Raw genomic sequence first — 17514 nt, 5'->3', positions numbered from 1 at the left:
CCTCACAGGGGATCAGAGGAAGTCGGTGGTGTCCAGGTCGACGGCGAAGGGTTCCGGGAGGGCGATCGGTCTGCCGAAGGCCACGGTGGTGAAGCGGAGGTAGTCGTCGTTCTCCGGCTCGGTGAACAGGGTCGTCGAGGAGGTGTCGCGGTCGACGAGCAGGTACAGAGGGATACCGCCACGGGCGTAGCAACGGCGCTTGGTCACGCGATCGATCTCCGGCCTGGTGAAAGTCACCTCCAGCACCATGGTGACTCCCTCGCCGGGCATCCAGGGCGGCGCGCCCCGGAAGAGCCGTGGTGCGCGGGCGACGATTGTTCCATCCGGGATCACATGGTCCTGGGGGTAGCCGTCCCGATTCCCCAGCTTCAGGCCCTTGTTGCCGGAGAACTGGAGGTCGAGCTCGGAGCGCCGATGGAGCTGAATCACGATCCTGCTGATGCAGTGCTCGTGGTGACCGTCCGGCAGCGAGGTGAGGATGAACTCGCCCTCGATCAGCTCCGCACGAAAGCCCTCCGGAGTGTCCAGCTCGACAAACCAGTCCAGCGGCGACTGCTGCGTGTACGGATCCTGCGCCATGCCGTGCCGCTCCCCTTCCGTGATCACCGACCAGACTGGGACAGCGGCGCGGACCCGTCCGCAGGATCGAGGACCGTTCCCTCGATCGTGGTCCCTTGACCTTGCCGCAGCGTCAACGTCTCTACTGGTCCCATGCGGATCGGAGAACTCGCCGGCGTTGCCGGTGTCACCACGCGGGCCGTGCGGCATTACCACCATCTGGGGCTGTTGCCCGAGCCGGAGCGGCGCTCGAACGGGTATCGGGAGTACGGGCTGCGGCACGCTGTCGTGCTGGCGCGGATCCGGCGGCTGACCGAGTTGGGGCTGGGGCTCGCGGAGGTGCGGGATGTGCTGGCCGACGACGCGGGGAAGGACCTCGTCGAGGTGCTGACCGAGCTGGACGAGGATCTGGCGCGGCAGGAGGAGGCCATCCGGGAGCGGCGGGGGCGGTTGCGGGCGTTGCTGGAGGCGGAGGGCGGGCTGCCGGCCGAAGGACCGGTGTCGCCCGAGCTGGCCGCGTTGTTCGCGGGGGCGGCGCATCTGTCGGACTCACCCATGGCGGCCAAGGACCGCGAGATCATGGCCTTCCTGGAGACGGCCATGCCTGACGAGGCCCGGCAGCAGCTCGTGTCGTCGCTGGGTGAGGTGCTCGGCCCGCCCGAAGCCATGACGCGGGCCAACGAGGCGTATGCCCTGCTCGACGCGCTCGCCGACGCGGAGCCGGACGATCCACGCGTCGCCGAGGCCGCCCGGGTCCTCGCCGACTGCATTCCCCCGGCCCTGTTCCCGGAGATCGGGGACCTCGACCACGACGACAGCGTCCTGCGCGCCTTCTACGAGGACATGGCCCCGGCCCAGGCGGAGGCGATCCGCCGGACACTGCGCATCCTCACCGAGGAGCGGCGATGAGGACCGCGCGCCTGCTGGTCCGGCACGAGGCGCGGCTGCTCGTGAGCCTCGTGCTGTGGGTGACGCGGCGCACGCACGGGGCGAGGAGTGGGCGGACTTTCGGATACGCGCGCGGACAGGGCGCGATGATGTTCGGGTTGGGGTTCGTGTGTCTCGTCGAGACCGTCACGATGTCCGTGCTGCTGCGCGACTGGCCGACCGTCCACGCCGTGTTCCTCTTCCTGGACGTGTACGGCATCGTCTTCGTCGTCGCGCTGCACGCCTCGTCCGTCGTACGTCCGCACGTGCTGGATCCGGACGACGGCTCGCTGCGGGTCCGCCAGTACGTCTATGTCGACCTGCGGGTCCCACTGGAGCGGATCGCCTCGGTGCGGCACGAGCTGCGGATGACGCACGAGCGGGCCGACGGCGAGCTCGACGTCGGGGTGGGGTCCCAGACCACCGTCACGCTCGAACTGACGGAGCCGGTCACGCACGTCACCGTCTTCGGGCGTCGGAGGGAGGTACGGGTCGTCCGCCTGCACGCCGATGACGCCGACGGGCTCGTCCGTGCCCTCGGCCGGGCGCGTGTCTGAGCTCCCCGTACGCTGTCGGCGGAGTTCGATCGAAGGAGTACGCGTGCTTGTCCTGCTGCCGCCGTCCGAAGGCAAGGCCTCCTCCGGCCGCGGTGCCCCGCTGAAGCCGGCGTCCCTTTCGCTGCCGGGGCTGACCGCCGCCCGGGAGGCCGTCCTCACCGAGCTGGTCGAGCTGTGCGCCGGCGACGAGGACAAGGCGCGCGAGGTGCTCGGGCTGAGCGAGGGGCTGCGGGGCGAGGTCGCGAAGAACGCGGAGCTGCGCACGGCGGGAGCCCGGCCGGCCGGGGAGATCTACACCGGGGTGCTCTACGACGCCCTCGGCCTGGCGTCCCTGGACGCCTCCGCCAAGCGGCGTGCCGCGCGGTCGCTGCTCGTCTTCTCCGGCCTGTGGGGTGCGGTCCGGGTGACGGACCGGATTCCGTCCTACCGCTGCTCGATGGGGGTGAAACTGCCGGGTCTCGGTGCGCTGGGCGCGCACTGGCGTGCGCCGATGGCGTCGGTGCTTCCCGAGGTGGCCGGGGACGGGCTGGTGCTGGATCTGCGGTCCGCCGCGTACGCCGCCGCGTGGAAGCCGAAGGGCGAGGTCGCCGGGCGGACGGCGTCCGTGCGGGTGCTGCACGCGCCGACCCGGAAGGTCGTCAGCCACTTCAACAAGGCGACGAAGGGGCGTCTCGTGCGCAGCCTGCTGACCACCGGGGCCGCCCCGAAGGGGCCGGCCGAATTGGTGGAGGCGCTGCGGGATCTCGGGTACGTCGTGGAGGCGGAAGCGCCTGCGAAGGCGGGGCAGGCGTGGTCGCTGGATGTGCTGGTGACCGAGGTCCACTGAGGGTTCCACCGAGAGTGTTGCAGCATGCGCAATGGGCTTTGCGCATGCTGCTGAGTCGGCGGCAGGATACGGCCATGGCCTCTCCCCTGCCCCCCTCCGTGCTGGACCTCGCGCCCGTCGTCCCTGTCGTCGTCATCGAGGATGCCGACGACGCCGTGCCGCTGGCGCGGGCACTGGTCGCCGGTGGGCTGCCCGCGATCGAGGTGACGTTGCGGACGCCGGCGGCTCTGGAGGCGATCCGGGAGATCGCCGGGCAGGTACCGGAGGCGGTGGTCGGTGCCGGGACGGTGATCAGCCCCCGGCAGGTGGCGGAGGTGGTGGCCGCGGGCGCCCGCTTCCTGGTCAGTCCCGGCTGGACGGACGTACTGCTGGAGGCGATGCGGGGTTCCGGCGTGCCGTTCCTGCCGGGGGTGTCGACCACCTCGGAGGTCGTGGCGCTGCTGGAGCGCGGGGTGCGGGAGATGAAGTTCTTCCCGGCCGAGGCCGCGGGCGGTACGGCGTATCTGAAGTCGCTGTCCGGGCCGCTCCCCCAGGCCCGGTTCTGCCCCACGGGCGGGATCGGCCCGGCCTCCGCACCGGAGTATCTGGCCCTGCCCAACGTCGCCTGCGTGGGTGGGAGCTGGATGCTTCCGCAGGACGCGGTCGCGGCCCGCGACTGGGGGCGGGTCGAGGCGCTGGCCCGCGAGGCGGCGGCGGTCAGCGCAGGTGGGACGTGTCGTTGAGGAGCCGGACGCTGGCGTTTCCGTCCGCGTAGTACGCGACGACCGACAGGGACGCGGCCGACAGTTCCATCCGGAACAGGGACTCCGGCGGGGCGCCGAGGGCCAGCCGGACGAGCGTCTTGATGGGGGTCACGTGCGTGACGAGCAGGACCGTGCGGCCCGTGTACGCCGCGATCAGCTTGTCGCGGGTGGCGGCGATCCGGGTCGCGGTCGCCGCGAAGCTCTCGCCGCCGCCGGTGGGCTCGGCGTCCGGGGAGGCCAGCCAGGCGTTCAGGTCGTCGGGGTGGCGCTCGCGCACCTCGGCGAAGGTGAGGCCCTCCCAGGCACCGAAGTCCGTCTCGCGCAGCCCGTCGTCGACGCTGACGTCGAGGCCGAGCCGGGCGGCGACGATACCGGCGGTCTCCCGGGTGCGGGTGAGGGGCGACGACACGACCGCCTGGATCGTGCCACGCCGGGCTAGCAGGGCGGCTGCCCGCTCGGCCTGCTCCCGGCCGGCGTCGGAGAGTGAGGGATCTGTGCCACCACTGCCGGAGAACCGCTTCTGCGGCGTCAACGGCGTCTCCCCGTGCCGCAGCAGCACGAAGGTGGCGGGGGCGCCCATGTCGGCGGGGGCCCAGCCGGGGGTGGCGACGGCCTTGGCGGCACGGGCGTCGGCATCCGCCTTGGCCGCGCGAACGTGGGCATCCGCCCCGGCTGCACGAGTGTCAGAGTCCGCCTTGGCGGCACGAACGTCGGCATCCGCCCCGGCCTCGCGAACATCAGCGTCCACCCCGGCAGCACGAACGTCGGCACCCGCACCGGCAGCACGAGCATCAGCATCCGCCCTCGCAGCGCGAGCATCAGCATCCGCCCCGGCAACACGAACGTCGGCATCCGCCTTCACCGAGCCCGCATCCGCCCCGGCCGACGTGCCGTCGCCGCCCGGCTGCTCCGTCGCTCCGCGGACGGAAGGCGGCACGGGAGAAGGCCCGGCTTCCGGATACGAGCCGGTCGGCGTGGCGGAGGCGCGACCTGCCGCCAGGGCTTCGCGGGCCCTCGCGGCGCCCGCCGCCGCGTCACCCGGCGGGCCCTGCGGGGTGACAGCCCCGGCGGAGGTGTCCAGCTCCGCCGTCGAAGCCGAAGCCGACCACTGCTCACCCCTGGCCCCGGCGTCCATCGCCTCGTTGGCCAGCCGGTCCGCGTGCTTGTTCCGCTCCCGCGGAATCCACTCGTACGTCACGCGCCCGGGCGGGAAGATCCGGGCCGCGTCCGCCGCCAGTGGCTTCATGTCGGGGTGCTTGATCTTCCAGCGGCCCGACATCTGCTCGATCACGAGCTTGGAGTCCATCCGGACGTGGACCGTCGCGGTCGGGTCCAGTTCGTGGGCGGCACGCAGGCCGGCGAGGAGGCCGCGGTACTCGGCGACGTTGTTCGTGGCGACGCCGATGTACTCGGCGGCCTCGCGCAGCGTCCCACCCGTCGCCGCGTCGCTCACCACGGCCCCGTAGCCCGCGGGCCCCGGGTTGCCCCGCGACCCGCCGTCGGCCTCGACGATGAACTCCCGCACCGGAACGGCTCCCAGCGACCTAGAGACCGGACTCGGACGTGCGCACCAGGATGCGGCGGCAGTTCTCGCAGCGGATCACCGTGTCGGGCGCCGCGTTGCGGATCTCGCTCAGCTCGGTGATGGCGAGCTCCTGCCGGCACCCCTGGCAGCTGCGCGCGTACAGCTTCGCCGCGCCGACGCCGCCCTGCTGCTCGCGCAGCTTCTCGTAGAGCTTGAGCAGGTCGGCGGGGATCGAACCGGCGATGACCTCGCGCTCCTTGGTGACCGTGGCGACCTCGGCGTCGATCTCCTCGAACGCGGCGTCGCGGCGTGCGGTCGCGTTGTCGATCTTCGACTGGACGGATCCGACCCGCTCGGTCAGCTCGGCCACCCGCTGCTGCGCGGACTCCCGGCGCTCCATGACCTCCAGCACCACGTCCTCCAGATCACCCTGCCGCTTGGCGAGCGAGGCGATCTCGCGCTGGAGGTTCTCCAGGTCCTTGGGGGAGGTGACGGCGCCGGAGTCCAGGCGCTGCTGGTCGCGGGCGGAACGCTGGCGCACCTGGTCCACGTCCTGCTCGGCCTTGGTCTGTTCGCGGGCGGTGTCGCTCTCCTCGGTCTGCGCGGCCACGAGCAGGTCGCGCAGCTGGGTCTGGTCCTTGGTGAGCGACTCGATCTCGGCGTGCTCGGGCAGCGACCTCCGCCGGTGGGCGAGCTGCTGGAGGCGGACGTCGAGGTCCTGGACGTCGAGGAGTCGGATCTGGTCGGCGGGCGCGGCGTTCAGTTCGGGGCTCCCAGGGGGTCAGAAGTGGCAGAGGCCGCGTGGGCGGTCCAGGGGTCGGTGACCGTCTTCGAGACGTGGACGCGCAGGTCCCATCCGTGGCGGTCGGAGATCTCGTCGAGCTGGCTCGCGGCCAGCTCGCACCAGGGCCACTCGGTGGCCCAGTGCGCCGCGTCGAGCAGCGCGAGGGGGCTGTGGGCGCGGGCCTCGGAGACGGGGTGGTGGCGCAGGTCCGCCGTGAGGAAGGCGTCGACGCCCGCCGCGCGCACCTGGTCGAAGAGGCTGTCGCCGGAGCCGCCGCTGACGGCGACGGTACGCAGCACCGCCTCGGGGTCGCCGGCGACCCGGATGCCCTGCGCGGTGGCGGGCAGTCGCTCGGCGGCACGGGCGGCGAACTCGCGGACGGTCAGCGGGTGGTCGAGGGCGCAGACGCGACCCAGTCCCCGGCGGCCCTCGGGGTCGGTGGGGTCCGGCACGAGCGGCCCGGTGACCCGCAGGTCCAGGGCGGCCGCGAGAGCGTCGGAGACGCCGGGGTCGGCGGTGTCGGCGTTGGTGTGGGCGACGTGCAGCGCGATGTCGTTCTTGATGAGGGTGTGGACGACACGACCCTTGAAGTGCGTCGCCGCGACCGTCGTCGTGCCGCGCAGATAGAGCGGGTGGTGGGTGACGAGCAGGTCGGCGCCCAGCTTCAGCGCCTCGTCGACGATCTCCTGGACCGGGTCGACGGCGAACAGGACGCGCGTGACCTCCTGGTCCGGGTCGCCCACGACGGTGCCGACCGCGTCCCAGGACTCGGCCCGCTCGGCGGGCCACAGGTTCTCCAGCGCGGCGATGACTTCAGACAGACGGGGCACGGGTGCAAGGCTACCCGGCTGATCTGTGACGTCGAACCGCCACCGCCGCCGCCCCATGCCCCGTCGGCCGGTTGTCGCCCCGCCGAGCACAGAAGCCCCCACATCCTCAGGCGAATCGTTCCTGGAACACCCTTATGTGTGAAGTCGGGAGCCTGCGGATTCCCCGCCCGCGCGCACGAAACTACGTTCGTCACTGGAGGTGACCGAACGATGACAGCGTGTGCGATCGAGCCTTCGGCGGGACACGAGGACGACGCGGCCGCGCCGGCAGGATGCACACTCACCGCGGACGGCGCCTACGCCGCGCGCCTCGCGTCGGCCGGCGACTCCTGGTTCCCGGAGCGCTGGACCCTGGACGGCCCCGAGCCGTACGCGGTGCCCCTGCCCCGCAACCAGCCCGAGGAGCCCGGCACCGAGGTGCAGCCGTTGGGCGACGGGCGGGTCCTCATCCACCGTCTGGTGGCCGGGCGGCACGCCTTCTCGCTGCTGTACCCGACCGGGCCCGGCACCGGCGAGCTGCCTCTGGGCGTGATCGAGTGCCCGGACGGCACCGCCCGGCTGCGGCTGCTGCCGCCCGCCCCCGGCGGCAAGCGGGCGTACGCCCTGGCCGTCGGCCCGCGTTCGACGACGGTGTGGCTGGTGGCGGGCGGCGCCTTCGGGCCCGAGCCGCTGGCCGAGCTGCCCGGCCGCTGCTCGGGTGGGGTCTGGCTGGACCGTACGGGGCGGCTGCTCGCCCTGGACCGGGAGACCGGCGGGCCCACCAAGGCAGTCGTGGTGGACCTGGAGCGCGGCGGGGAGATGTCGCCGCTGCTCCAGATCTCCGCCGACAGCGATGACCGGCTGCTGCTGGCCGACCACGACAGCGGCCTGCTGCTCATCCGCTCGGACGCGCCCTCGCCGGGGCAGGACCGGCTGGGCTGGGGTGTCCTGGGCAGCACACTGCCGGTGCGCTTCCCGGAGTGCCTGCGGCTGCGGGACTGCACCGTCACGCCGTTCGCGATCCAGCCGGGGCAGATTCTGACGCCGGAGAGCTGCGCGGTGGCGCTGCGTGTCGACGGGCCGCGCGGCAGGTGGGTCGGCGTGTGGCGGCCGGCCGAACGGCGGGTGCACCATCTCCCGGCGCCCGAGGGGTGGCTGGCGGGCGCCGGTCTGTGGACGCCGGACGGGGTGCTGCGTCTGCCGTACGCGACGGAGGCCGTGCCGTGCGGCGTGGCTCAGGTGAGCCCGCCCGCGGCCGTAGCGCCCGAGCCCGGCGCCATGGCGCCGCGCCCGGGGCCGGAGCCGGACGCGCGAGCCGTCGGCGCGACCCCGGCAACGGGACATCCCCCGGAACCGGCGCCCCCCGCACCGGAGCACCTCACGGAACCCGCACCCACCGCGGCGGGACACCCCCCGGCTCCGGAACACCCCGGAAACCCCCCGCAACCCGCCTCACCAGCCGACCCCGCTCCACCTCCGGCCCCCTCCACCCCACGCCCGGTCCCGCTGCAAGAGGCGCCATTGGGACGGCTTGTAACGAACTAGTGCCGGTTGGTGTGACCGCCTGGATCCGGGGTGTGGGGTGCCGGTTAAACTCGCCCGGCTGTAAGAAAGATCATGTTGACGGGGTGAATTCCATCCGATGAGCGACGCCAGCACGAACCAGCCGCGCAATGCAGACGTCCAGGAGATCGCCGCCGGCCACGGCCGGCACCGTGGCGAGATCTCCACGCAGGACGGCGAGACGGCTCCTCGCGGCCGCCACCGCAAGCCGGTGACGGAGACCGAGCAGACCGAGACGGCGGCCTGACGGTACGTCAGTGACCGGACGGCGAACGGCCCCACCCCCATGTGACGGGTGGGGCTGTTTCCCGTTCTTCAGCCGCGCTTCAACCCCAGCACCTCCACCGCCGCGAACGTCTCGCCCGCCGGCCGGTCCGCGTAGTACGGCCCGAGGACGGCCTCCAGTTCGTCGTACGTAAATGTGTGCTGCTTGCTGTCGAATCGGGCGGCGACGCGCGGCCGTTCGACGACGGCCACCATGCCGCCGTGCACCACGAGGAGCTGCCCGTTCACATGGGCGGCGGCGGGCGAGGCCAGATAGCCGACGAGCGGGGCGACATGCTCGGGGGCGAGCGGGTCGAGGCCGTCACCGGAGGGCTGTTCGACGCCCGCGAAGACGTCCTCGGTCATCCGGGTGCGGGCACGCGGACAGATCACGTTGGCCGTGACGCCGTACTTGCCGAGGGCGAGGGCCGTGGAGGTGGTCAGGCCGACGATCCCGCCCTTGGCGGCGGCGTAGTTGGGCTGCCCGGCGGAACCGGTGAGGAACGCCTCGGAGGAGGTGTTCACGATCCGCCCGAACACCGGCTCCCCGGCCCGTTTGGACCGCTCCCGCCAGTGGGCGGCGGCGAACCGGATGGTGTTGAAGTGCCCCTTGAGGTGCACGCGGAGCACGGCGTCCCACTCCTCCTCGGCCATCGAGAACACCATGCGGTCGCGCAGGATGCCCGCGTTGTTGACCAGGATGTCGAGCTTCCCGAACTCGGCGACGGCCGACTCGACCAGTTCGCGCGCCTGCCGGAAGTCGGAGACGTCGCCGGTGTGCGCGAGCGCGGCTCCGCCCGCCGCGCGGATCTCGGCGGCGACCTCCTCGGCGGGCCCGGCGCAGGCCTCGCCGGTGCCGTCCCGCCCGGGCTGCCCGTAGTCGTTGACGACCACGGCGGCGCCGAGCCGGGCGAGTTCCAGCGCCTCGGCCCGGCCGAGCCCGCGGCCCGCGCCCGTGACGATCGCGGACAGTCCCTGGAGCGGCAGCGGCATGGCGGTGTCCTCACATCTCGATGCACGTACGCAGGGCGGTCCCGGTCCGCATCTGGTCCAGGGCCTCGTTGATGTCGGCGAGGGGGACCCGGTGGGTGATCAGGCCCGCCAGGTCGACGCGGCCGGCGCGCCACAGGGCGATGGTGCGTTCGTAGGAGCGCAGGATGTCGCCGCCGCCGTACATGGACGGCAGGATCCGCTTCTCGTCGAAGAACAGCTCGAACATGTTCAGCTGGAGGAAGTCGTCCATGGCGCCCGCGCCGACCACGACGAGGGTGCCACCGCGCCGGGTGGTGTCGTAGGCGGTCCGTGCCGTGGCGGACTTGCCGACGACCTCGAAGACGTAGTCGAAGCCCTCGCCGGCGGTGACCTGCTGCTTGGCGTCGGGGAGCTCGTCGGGCGAGACGGCCTTCGTGGCCCCGAACCGCAGGGCGGCCTCACGCCGGGAGACGACCGGATCGACGGCGACGATCTCGGCGGCCCCGCGCAGCCGGGCCCCCTGGATCACGGAGATGCCCACGCCCCCGCACCCGATGACCGCCACCGATGAACCGGCCTCCACGTCCGCCGTGTTGAGCGCGGCGCCCAGCCCGGTCGTCACCCCGCAGCCGATGAGGGCGGCGATGTCGAAGGGCACGTCGTCGGGTATCGGGACCGCGCACCCGGCGTCGACGACGACCTCCTCGGTGAAGGTGCCGGTGCCGGCCATGCCGAAGATGTCCCCGGCGGGCCGCCTGAAGTTGGGGGTGCCCGCGTTCATGAACCCGGCGAGGCACAGCTCGGTCTGTCCGCGCTTGCAGGCGGGACAGGCGCCGCAGGCGGGCAGCCAGCACACGACGACCCGGTCACCGGCCGTCAAGTGGCCGACGCCTTCGCCGGCTTCGAGGACCTCGCCCGCCCCCTCGTGCCCGGGCACGAACGGCCCGGGCTGCGGCAGCACCCCGCTCATCGCGGACAGGTCCGAGTGGCACAGCCCCGTGGCGCGCACCCGGATCCGCACCTTGCCGGGTCCGAACCCCACCGCCTCGACGTCGTCGAGGACCTCCAGCTTGTCCTGGCCGATCTCGTGCAGTACGGCTGCGCGCATGGTGCGGCTCCCCTCGGAAGGCCCTCAGGCTGTCGGAAGGCTCAACTGGCTCACGAGTGCTGAACGATGGTGTCGGCGAGCACGGGCGCGTCGTCGCGCTCGACAGCGCTCACGGCGATCCGGACCTCGCCGTCCAGGCACCACATGCGGATGCGCAGCGTCTCGCCCGGGTAGACGACCCCGGCGAACCGGGTGACGTACGAGCGCACCCGGGTCACGTCCCCGTCGAGCAGCGTGCCGACGACCGCCTTGAGGGTCATGCCGTAGGTGCACAGCCCGTGCAGGATGGGCCGGTCGAACCCGGCGCGCTTGGCGAAATCGGGGTCGGCGTGCAGCGGGTTCCAGTCCCCGGACAGCCGGTAGAGAAGGGCCTGGTCCTCGCGGACGTGCCGCTCGACGACCCGGTCCGGCTCACCGGCGGGCGGATCGAGCCGCGTGGACGGTCCCCGGTCGCCGCCCCAGCCGCCCTCTCCCCGTACGTAGATCTGCGCGTCGTTGGTCCACAACGGCCCGTCGTCGTCGGCCACTTCGGTGCGCATGACGAGGACGGCCGCCTTGCCCTTGTCGTACACGGCGGCGATCCGGCCGGTGCCGGTCGCGCGGCCCCGGGCCGGGATGGGGCGATGGATCCGGAGGCTCTGCCCGCCGTGGAGCACACGGGCGAGGTCGACGTCGACGCCGGGCATGGACAGGCCGCTGATCACCCCGGGTGATCCGGCGCCCGCGACGGTGGCGAAGCTCGGCAGGACGTGCAGCCGGGACTCCAGGGTGTAGCGCAGCTCGTCGGGATCGGTGGCGGGGACGCCCGCGCCGATGCCCAGGTGGTAGAGCTGCACGTCCTTGTGGTCCCAGGAGAGCTCGCCGGTCCGCGGTTCGGCGGCGAGCGCCTTGGCTGCGTCGATGGGCATGGGGCTCCTGATCGCCGTGGGAAAGACCTCGGCACGGCCGTCCGCACCGTCGGCCGCGCCGAGGCCGTCTGGGGCAGAACTGGAACGCGTTCCAGTCCTGCGCTCTGTATAGCCCAGGCCCCCATACTTGTGAAGCCTCCTGACGCCGTGTCAGGTCACGGCGGGACACGGGCGACCCGTGGGCGGGGCCACAGGCCCAGGGCGGGGTGCGACCGTTCGCCTCACGACGCCGAAGGGCTGGTCGGGGGGCCGGCGGACCCACGACCGGAGTCCGGAAACCGGCAGACCGGCCCGGCGGCCGGAGGTCGGCTGCCCGCCCCCGGCGAGCAGGGGGCGGGACGCCGTACCACCCACGCCGGCGTGTACGTTGGCCGATGGTCCGCGCCACACGTACACGTACACGTGGACGGCGCCGGCAACGGCTAGGGGAAATGGAGCACATGGCACACGTCGCCGTCATCACCGCGCCGAACATCGGGTACCGCAACACCGGCATGCTGACCGTCGACTTGGCCTTCGAGTCCCTGCGGCGGCGTATGACCCCCGAGATCGACGCCACCTGGTACACCCTGCACACGCCGGAGACCGTGCCCCTGCGCGAGTGCGCGCAGGGCACCGGCTTCCCGTTCCGCTTCCACCCCCTGGCCGAGCATCTCGACACGCTCCGCGACCACGACGCGGTCGTCTTCTGGGGCGACTTCCTCCACACCCGGCACTACCTGGAGCAGGACGCGACGAACCGCCTGCTCGACTTCGGTTTCGCCGCGGACCGCGAGGCGGCCAGGAGCCTGCTGAACCGCACCCTGCTGTTCGCGGACCAGCCGGACGAGCTCCTCGCGCGGACCCTCAGCTACGGCGGGACGATCCTGCACAACTCGCAGTCCGACTACGAGGACAAGGAATACGGCCCGCTGTTCTCACGCCTGGTGACGCGCAGCCGCCGCGTCTGGGTGCGTGACCCGCTCTCGGCCGCGAAGATCGCGCACCTGCGCGGGGACCGTACGACCGACTACTTCGGTTCGGACGCGGCGCTGCTGTCCCGTCCGGGCGACCTCGACCACCTCCCGACGACGGAATGGTCCCGGGCGGTCCCGGACGGCGGTGCGATCGGCGTGTTCCTCGGGGCCCGTACGCAGATCCCCGAGTGGCTGCCCGCCTTCTGCCAGGACCTGTCCGAGCGCCTGGGCGCCCCGCTCGAATGGCTGCCCTGGTTCGACCGGGACATTCCCGCTCCGGTCGGCCACATCGCGCCGCGCCCGGGCCGGCACACCATCGGCGACCTGGTGGGGGTCCTCCCCCGCTACCGCCTGGTCATCACGGACACCTACCACCTGTCCGTCAACTCCTGGGGCGCCGGCACCCCCGCGGTGTGCGTCGGTGCGCCCGAGCCGGCCCCCAAGACCCACGACGACTACCTGACGCTGAGCGATGTGAAGAAACACGTCTTCCACATGGCTTACGACGCGACGGACTTCTACCTGTCCACCCTCCCCGACAGCAGGGAGGCCCACGAGCGCCGCGTCGACCGGCTGGTACGCCTCATGGAGGGCGGCGGAGCCGAGGCCGTGGCCACACGCATCCGCGACCACGCCGACCATTCGGCGGCCGCGTTCACCGAGACGCTGACCTCGTTGCTCGACACGCCCCGCCCTGCCCTCGGCCCGTGACCGACAGCCCCATCCACATGGTGCTCGCAGAGGACCCGGTCGGCTGTGGGAAATCTCGGCTGTGAGAACTCAGGGCCGCCGCCGCCCAGGGGCCTCCACGCCCCTGTTGCGGACGACGCGCCGCGCGCTGGTGTCCCCCTAGGACTCCCGTGGAGTCCGCGGCAGCCAGACCCACATCAACAGCACCCCCACCGCCAGCACCCCGGCCCCCACCCGGAACGCCAGCGCATAGCCCTCCGTCAGCGCCTTCAACGTCCCGCTCCCCGCCGACCGGGCCGCGGCGAGGGTGGACAGGACCGCCAGGCCCAGCGAACCGCCCATCGTGCGGGAGGTGTTGACGAGCCCGGACACCAGCCCGGCCTCCTCGGGCGCCGCCCCGGACGTGGCCAGGGAGGCCAGCGGCGTCGCCGCCAGGCCCGCGCCGAGCATCATCAGGACTCCGGGGACCAGGATCGTCGTCGCGTACGCGCCCTCGGAGGTCATCGTCGACTGCCAGCCGAATCCCACCACCGCGACCAGCGTCCCCAGCGCCGCCACGTTCCGCGGCCCCACCCCCCGCATCAGCCGGGGCGCGAGCTTGGAGCCGAGGATGACGGCCAGGGAGCTCGGGACCAGGGCGAGTCCGGCCTCCAGGGGGGTGTAGCCCAGGACGTTCTGCGCGTACAGGGTCATGAAGAACCACATGCAGAACATCGCGGAGCCGCACAGGAACATCGCCACGTTCGCCGAGGACACCGAGCGCAGCCGGAGCAGCCCGAGCGGCATCAGCGGGCTCTCCGTCCGGGCCTCGACCGTGAGGAACAGCCCGATCAGCGCGAGCCCGGCGAGCAGCGGCAGCAGCGTGGCCCTCGCCGTCCAGCCCGCCGCCTCCGTCTGGGAGATGCCGTAGGCCAGCGTGCCGAGCCCGCCCGTCACGAGCAGCGCACCCGGCAGGTCGAGCCGCCGCCCGTCCCCGGCCCGGCCCTCGGTGAGGAACCAGGCGGCTCCGCACAGCACCACCGCCCCCACCGGCACGTTGATCAGCAGCACCCACCGCCACGACAGCGTCTCGACCAGCAGCCCGCCGACCAGGCCGCCCGCCGCGCCGCCACCGGCACCGACCGCGGTCCAGGTCCCGATGGCCCGGGCTCGGGCGGCGCCCTCCGGCACCGATGCCGTGAGGATCGTCAGCGTCGAGGGGGCCAGTACCGCCGCCCCCAGCCCCTGCACGGCCCGCGCCACCAGCAACTGCCAGTCGTCCCGCGCCAGTCCGCCCGCCAGCGAGGCCAGGGTGAACAGGCCGAGCCCGACGAGGAACATCCGCTTGCGGCCGTAGAGGTCGCCGGCCCGCCCGCCGAGCAGCATGAACCCGGCGAAGGCGATGGAGTACGCGTTCACCACCCACTGCAAGCCCTGTTCGCTCAGCCCGAGCCCGGTCCGCATCGACGGCAGCGCCACGTTGACCACGGACACGTCCAGCACGACGAGGAACTGCCCGGCACATGTGAGCGTGAGCACGAGCCAGGTGGGAGGCGAGGTACGGCGAGGCGTACGGGTCATTTCGGCGGCTTCGACCATGGGTGTCATGCTCTCAACCACTCCACGCTCCTGGCATCGGGATTTCGACCTAGGGCCCGCACGGCAGACCCAGACCCCTTCCCCAAGAGAAGGTCAAGATTTCGTTAGAGTGCCAAAGCAACGGAATAGTTGCCTGCACATACAGGTTCACGCACCACGGAATCACGCAACTCCCGAACTCCCGGGCTGGAGGCCCCTCTCAATGACGCAGACGACGACAGCACGTCCCGCCGGCAGAGCGAGCGGGGCCGTGGTCCCGGTACTCGCCTTCGCGGGCATCGTTGTCGCGGTGATGCAGACCCTGCTCGTCCCGGTCATCAAGGATCTGCCGCAACTGCTGGACACCGCCCCCAGCGACGCCACCTGGGTCCTGACCTCGACCCTCCTCTCGGGCGCGGTGGCCACTCCGATCATGGGCCGCCTCGGGGACCTCTACGGCAAGCGGCGCATGCTGATCACGAGCCTGGCAGTCATGGTCGTCGGCGCCCTGGTCAGCGCGTTCACCAGCGACCTGCTGCTCATGATCGCCGGCCGTACGCTCCAGGGCTTCGCGATGGGCGCCATCCCGCTCGGCATCGGTCTGATGCGCGACATGCTGCCCCGCGAACGGCTCGGCTCGGCGATGGCCCTGATGAGCTCCTCCATTGGCGTCGGAGGCGGTCTCGCCCTGCCCGCCGCCGCCCTGGTCGCCCAGCACACCGACTGGCACGCCCTGTTCTACGGCGCCGCCGGACTCGGTGTCCTCGCCATCGCCCTCACCCTGCTCGTCGTGCCCGAGTCGCCGATGCGCGCGGAGGGCTCCTTCGACCTGCCGGGCGCCCTCGGCCTGTCCACCGGGCTCGTGCTCTTCCTGCTGCCGATCACCAAGGGCAGCGACTGGGGCTGGTCCTCCGGCACCACGCTCGGCCTGTTCGCCGCCGCCGCGGTCGTCCTGGTCCTGTGGGGCGTGATGGAGCTGCGCGTCAAGGCCCCGCTGGTCGACCTGCGCACCACGGCCCGCCCGGCCGTCCTCTTCACCAACCTCGCCTCGATCATGGTCGGCGTCTCCTTCTACGTCGTCTCCCTGGTCCTGCCCCAGCTGCTCCAGCTGCCGAAGTCCACCGGCTACGGCCTGGGCCAGTCGATGGTCGTCGCGGGTCTGCTCGTCGCACCGCTCGGCCTGACGATGATGTTCACCGCCCCCGTCTACGCCCGGCTGTCCGCGAAGTACGGCCCCAAGGTCACCCTGATCCTCGGCCTGCTGATCATCGCGATCGGATACGGCGCCGGCCTCGGCCTGATGAGCGCCGCCTGGCAGAGCCTGGTCATCTCGGTCCTGCTCGGCGCGGGCATCGGCCTCGCCTACTCCTCGCTGCCCGCGCTGATCGTGGGCGCGGTCCCGGCCTCGGAGACGGGCGCCGCGAACGGCCTCAACACCCTGATGCGTTCCATCGGCACGTCGGTGTCGAGCGCCGTGATCGGCATGGTGCTGGCGAACACCGCGAACAACGTCGGCGGCGTCGAGATCCCGACCATGCACGGCTTCCGGGTCTCCTTCCTGATCGCGACGGGCGCGGTAGCCGTGGGCCTGCTCCTGGCGCTGTTCCTGCCGGGCCGTCGCCCGTCGGACAAGCCGCAGTTGCGCGCAAGCAGCGAGGAGGACGCCAACCTGGAGCGCGCCGAGCGGGTCCTGCGCAGCTTCCGCGGCCGTGTACTGGCCGCCGACGGCACGCCGGTCGCCCGCGCCAAGGTCACCCTGATCGACCGCCGCGGCCGCCAGGCCGGCGCGACTCTCTCCGCCGAGGACGGCAGCTACGCGCTCACCGTCCCCGCCCAGGGCGCCTACGTCCTGGCCGCCCGCGCCACGGGCCACGGCCCGCTCGCCTCGTCCGCGACCCACGCGGGCGACGAGCGGCCGGTCGACCTCGACCTGCCGCTGCCGGGCCAGACGGTCTCCGCCTGACCCCGCTGTTCTCCCGTACCCCCTGTCACCCCCCGGCAGTGGGTACGGCACCATGGGCGCCCGGACCGTCGTACGACCGGAAGGAACCCCATGCCCGCGGCCCCGAAGCCCGAGATCCTGGCCGCGTTCGAGGCGGCGAAGGGGTTCATGCCCGCCGGTGAGGGGCTGGCGCTGTACGCGGCGGCGGTGGAGGCCGGACGGCTCGGGCTGCCGCTCCTGGAGGTCGGCACGTACTGCGGCCGGTCCACGGTCCTGCTCGCCGACGCGGCCCGCGAGGCCGGGGTCACCGCGCTGACCGTCGACCACCACCGCGGCAGCGAGGAGCAGCAGCCGGGCTGGGAGTACCACGACCCGGAGACGGTCGACCCCGAGCTCGGCCTGATGGACACACTGCCCACGTTCCGCCGCACGCTGCACCGGGCGGGCCTGGAGGACCACGTGGTGGCCCTGGTCGGCCGCTCCCCGCAGATCGCGGCGATCTGGCAGACCCCTCTCGGCTTCGTCTTCATCGACGGCGGCCACACCGACGAGCACGCCACCGCCGACTACGAGGGCTGGGCCCCGCACGTGGCGGAGGGCGGCCTGCTCGTCATCCACGACGTCTTCCCCGACCCGCAGGACGAGTTCACCGGCCAGGCCCCCTACCGCGTCTACCTCCGGGCCCTGGCCTCCGGCGCGTTCACCGAGGTCGCGGCGACGGACTCCCTGCGGGTCCTGCGGCGCACCGGCCCGGGCATCTAGGAGAACGGCTGGGCGGGTGAACTGCGCGCCCTCCGCCCCCTCCCGGTCGGCCCACGGGCGGCG

The 17514-nt window shown here is 72.5% G+C and carries 17 protein-coding genes; 9 read left to right on the top strand and 8 right to left on the bottom strand.

All coding sequences use genetic code 11. The annotated features are described in order from the left end of the window. Nucleotides 1–12: 12 nt before the first annotated feature. Nucleotides 13–579 carry a Uma2 family endonuclease gene (locus tag ACZ6TU_RS08195; protein WP_469547449.1) on the bottom strand — a complete coding sequence of 189 codons (567 nt, stop codon included), beginning with the start codon at nucleotides 577–579 and terminating at the stop codon, nucleotides 13–15. A 132-nt stretch (nucleotides 580–711) separates the two neighbouring features. Here ACZ6TU_RS08195 and ACZ6TU_RS08190 point away from each other — a divergent pair, with 132 nt between their 5' ends. From ACZ6TU_RS08190 to ACZ6TU_RS08175, 4 genes are all read left to right on the top strand, one after another. Next, entirely contained in the window at nucleotides 712–1467 is a 756-nt protein-coding gene (locus tag ACZ6TU_RS08190; RefSeq protein WP_469547447.1) for a MerR family transcriptional regulator, read from the top strand. Next, entirely contained in the window at nucleotides 1464–2042 is a 579-nt protein-coding gene (locus tag ACZ6TU_RS08185; protein ID WP_467680690.1) for a hypothetical protein, read from the top strand. The genes ACZ6TU_RS08190 and ACZ6TU_RS08185 overlap by 4 nt, the downstream gene beginning before the upstream one ends. A 43-nt stretch (nucleotides 2043–2085) precedes the next feature. Further along, nucleotides 2086–2868: a peroxide stress protein YaaA gene (gene yaaA / locus ACZ6TU_RS08180; protein WP_469547445.1), complete on the top strand. Its 783-nt coding sequence runs from the start codon at nucleotides 2086–2088 to the stop codon at nucleotides 2866–2868. Nucleotides 2869–2942: 74 nt separating this feature from the next. Continuing rightward, a complete protein-coding gene (locus ACZ6TU_RS08175) occupies nucleotides 2943–3590 on the top strand; it encodes a bifunctional 4-hydroxy-2-oxoglutarate aldolase/2-dehydro-3-deoxy-phosphogluconate aldolase (RefSeq protein WP_467680686.1) in 648 nt (215 codons plus the stop codon). On the opposite strand, the gene ACZ6TU_RS08170 is transcribed toward ACZ6TU_RS08175, so the two are convergent. The 3 genes from ACZ6TU_RS08170 to ACZ6TU_RS08160 are packed head-to-tail and all read right to left on the bottom strand — an operon-like array spanning nucleotide 3565 to nucleotide 6750. Next, nucleotides 3565–5136: a bifunctional RNase H/acid phosphatase gene (locus tag ACZ6TU_RS08170; protein WP_469547442.1), complete on the bottom strand. Its 1572-nt coding sequence runs from the start codon at nucleotides 5134–5136 to the stop codon at nucleotides 3565–3567. The two genes, ACZ6TU_RS08175 and ACZ6TU_RS08170, sit on opposite strands and share 26 nt — an antisense overlap. 19 nt (nucleotides 5137–5155) lie before the next feature. Beyond that, entirely contained in the window at nucleotides 5156–5899 is a 744-nt protein-coding gene (locus ACZ6TU_RS08165) for a zinc ribbon domain-containing protein (protein WP_469547845.1), read from the bottom strand. Next, nucleotides 5896–6750 (bottom strand): Nif3-like dinuclear metal center hexameric protein, encoded by an 855-nt coding sequence (locus ACZ6TU_RS08160; protein ID WP_467680682.1) that lies wholly within the window; start codon nucleotides 6748–6750, stop codon nucleotides 5896–5898. Before ACZ6TU_RS08160 ends, ACZ6TU_RS08165 begins: the two co-directional genes overlap by 4 nt. A 210-nt stretch (nucleotides 6751–6960) precedes the next feature. Between ACZ6TU_RS08160 and ACZ6TU_RS08155 the strand changes: the two genes are divergently transcribed. Together ACZ6TU_RS08155 and ACZ6TU_RS08150 are read left to right on the top strand one after the other, a co-directional pair. Continuing rightward, entirely contained in the window at nucleotides 6961–8274 is a 1314-nt protein-coding gene (locus tag ACZ6TU_RS08155; RefSeq protein WP_467680680.1) for a hypothetical protein, read from the top strand. Between the two features lie 97 nt (nucleotides 8275–8371). Next, on the top strand, nucleotides 8372–8539 hold the full coding sequence (locus tag ACZ6TU_RS08150; RefSeq protein WP_467680678.1) for a hypothetical protein: 168 nt from the start codon (nucleotides 8372–8374) through the stop codon (nucleotides 8537–8539). Nucleotides 8540–8607: 68 nt separating this feature from the next. On the opposite strand, the gene ACZ6TU_RS08145 is transcribed toward ACZ6TU_RS08150, so the two are convergent. Genes ACZ6TU_RS08145 through ACZ6TU_RS08135 form a run of 3 tightly spaced genes read right to left on the bottom strand, consistent with a single transcriptional unit; the run spans nucleotide 8608 to nucleotide 11544 of the window. Next, nucleotides 8608–9549 (bottom strand): 3-oxoacyl-ACP reductase, encoded by a 942-nt coding sequence (locus ACZ6TU_RS08145; protein ID WP_467680676.1) that lies wholly within the window; start codon nucleotides 9547–9549, stop codon nucleotides 8608–8610. A 10-nt stretch (nucleotides 9550–9559) separates the two neighbouring features. Then, a complete protein-coding gene (locus ACZ6TU_RS08140) occupies nucleotides 9560–10636 on the bottom strand; it encodes a Zn-dependent alcohol dehydrogenase (RefSeq protein WP_469547440.1) in 1077 nt (358 codons plus the stop codon). 50 nt (nucleotides 10637–10686) lie between these two features. Beyond that, nucleotides 10687–11544, bottom strand: coding sequence for a MaoC/PaaZ C-terminal domain-containing protein (locus ACZ6TU_RS08135; RefSeq protein WP_469547439.1), 858 nt, complete (start codon nucleotides 11542–11544; stop codon nucleotides 10687–10689). A gap of 440 nt (nucleotides 11545–11984) precedes the next feature. Here ACZ6TU_RS08135 and ACZ6TU_RS08130 point away from each other — a divergent pair, with 440 nt between their 5' ends. After that, entirely contained in the window at nucleotides 11985–13211 is a 1227-nt protein-coding gene (locus ACZ6TU_RS08130) for a hypothetical protein (RefSeq protein ID WP_467680670.1), read from the top strand. Nucleotides 13212–13349: 138 nt separating this feature from the next. Here the strand turns inward: ACZ6TU_RS08130 and ACZ6TU_RS08125 are convergent, their stop codons facing one another. Then, on the bottom strand, nucleotides 13350–14777 hold the full coding sequence (locus tag ACZ6TU_RS08125; protein WP_469547436.1) for an MFS transporter: 1428 nt from the start codon (nucleotides 14775–14777) through the stop codon (nucleotides 13350–13352). A gap of 193 nt (nucleotides 14778–14970) precedes the next feature. Between ACZ6TU_RS08125 and ACZ6TU_RS08120 the strand changes: the two genes are divergently transcribed. Continuing rightward, nucleotides 14971–16710: an MFS transporter gene (locus tag ACZ6TU_RS08120; RefSeq protein WP_469547434.1), complete on the top strand. Its 1740-nt coding sequence runs from the start codon at nucleotides 14971–14973 to the stop codon at nucleotides 16708–16710. A gap of 90 nt (nucleotides 16711–16800) precedes the next feature. Then, entirely contained in the window at nucleotides 16801–17451 is a 651-nt protein-coding gene (locus ACZ6TU_RS08115) for a class I SAM-dependent methyltransferase (RefSeq protein ID WP_467680664.1), read from the top strand. Nucleotides 17452–17514: the final 63 nt, after the last annotated feature.

The organism is Streptomyces sp. NPDC052064 (assembly GCF_055585925.1).
Note: the sequence above shows the minus strand (reverse complement) of the source record. Positions and strands in the feature narration are given on the sequence as shown.

What these genes read in the sequence shown, in the direction of transcription:
- ACZ6TU_RS08185 (WP_467680690.1), top strand. Translation starts at nt 1,464, where the DNA reads ATGAGGACCGCGCGCCTGCTGGTCCGGCACGAGGCGCGGCTGCTCGTG.
- ACZ6TU_RS08175 (WP_467680686.1), top strand. Translation starts at nt 2,943, where the DNA reads ATGGCCTCTCCCCTGCCCCCCTCCGTGCTGGACCTCGCGCCCGTCGTC.
- ACZ6TU_RS08195 (WP_469547449.1), bottom strand. Translation starts at nt 579, where the DNA reads ATGGCGCAGGATCCGTACACGCAGCAGTCGCCGCTGGACTGGTTTGTC.
- ACZ6TU_RS08145 (WP_467680676.1), bottom strand. Translation starts at nt 9,549, where the DNA reads ATGCCGCTGCCGCTCCAGGGACTGTCCGCGATCGTCACGGGCGCGGGC.
- ACZ6TU_RS08120 (WP_469547434.1), top strand. Translation starts at nt 14,971, where the DNA reads ATGACGCAGACGACGACAGCACGTCCCGCCGGCAGAGCGAGCGGGGCC.
- ACZ6TU_RS08125 (WP_469547436.1), bottom strand. Translation starts at nt 14,777, where the DNA reads ATGACACCCATGGTCGAAGCCGCCGAAATGACCCGTACGCCTCGCCGT.
- ACZ6TU_RS08130 (WP_467680670.1), top strand. Translation starts at nt 11,985, where the DNA reads ATGGCACACGTCGCCGTCATCACCGCGCCGAACATCGGGTACCGCAAC.
- ACZ6TU_RS08155 (WP_467680680.1), top strand. Translation starts at nt 6,961, where the DNA reads ATGACAGCGTGTGCGATCGAGCCTTCGGCGGGACACGAGGACGACGCG.
- ACZ6TU_RS08140 (WP_469547440.1), bottom strand. Translation starts at nt 10,636, where the DNA reads ATGCGCGCAGCCGTACTGCACGAGATCGGCCAGGACAAGCTGGAGGTC.
- ACZ6TU_RS08150 (WP_467680678.1), top strand. Translation starts at nt 8,372, where the DNA reads ATGAGCGACGCCAGCACGAACCAGCCGCGCAATGCAGACGTCCAGGAG.
- ACZ6TU_RS08190 (WP_469547447.1), top strand. Translation starts at nt 712, where the DNA reads ATGCGGATCGGAGAACTCGCCGGCGTTGCCGGTGTCACCACGCGGGCC.
- ACZ6TU_RS08135 (WP_469547439.1), bottom strand. Translation starts at nt 11,544, where the DNA reads ATGCCCATCGACGCAGCCAAGGCGCTCGCCGCCGAACCGCGGACCGGC.
- ACZ6TU_RS08115 (WP_467680664.1), top strand. Translation starts at nt 16,801, where the DNA reads ATGCCCGCGGCCCCGAAGCCCGAGATCCTGGCCGCGTTCGAGGCGGCG.